This window comes from Pseudomonas sp. SIMBA_067, assembly GCF_046534675.1.
GTDB classification, from domain to species: Bacteria; Pseudomonadota; Gammaproteobacteria; order Pseudomonadales; family Pseudomonadaceae; genus Aquipseudomonas; species Aquipseudomonas putida.
The window spans coordinates 1-242 of the sequence record NZ_JAWRYH010001194.1; the positions used below are offsets into that span (position 1 = coordinate 1).

Sequence of the window (242 nt, forward strand, 5' to 3'; positions counted from 1 at the left end):
TACTCTGAGTGGGTGTCGAAAACCTTATGTTCGATGATAGTACGTATCGTATTTATGTCGTTTTATGGATTACTACAAACTGTTTATTGCCCTGGAAAATACGCAACGTATTGTCAGGCGCCATGGATAAATGGATAGCGCTGGTCAGAACCCACATGAAAGACCGCAAGGTCACGCAGGACCAATTGGCCGAGCGCCTGGGCATGTCCCAGGGGGGCGTTGGCCACTGGCTGAATAAACGC

At 49.2% G+C, this 242-nt stretch carries 1 protein-coding gene; it reads left to right on the forward strand.

Features of this window, described 5'->3' with window-relative positions; genetic code table 11:
- Positions 1–122 precede the first annotated feature (122 nt).
- A partial coding sequence (locus tag SB765_RS33055) for a helix-turn-helix domain-containing protein (RefSeq protein ID WP_410932951.1) occupies positions 123–242 on the forward strand: 120 nt, incomplete at its 3' end.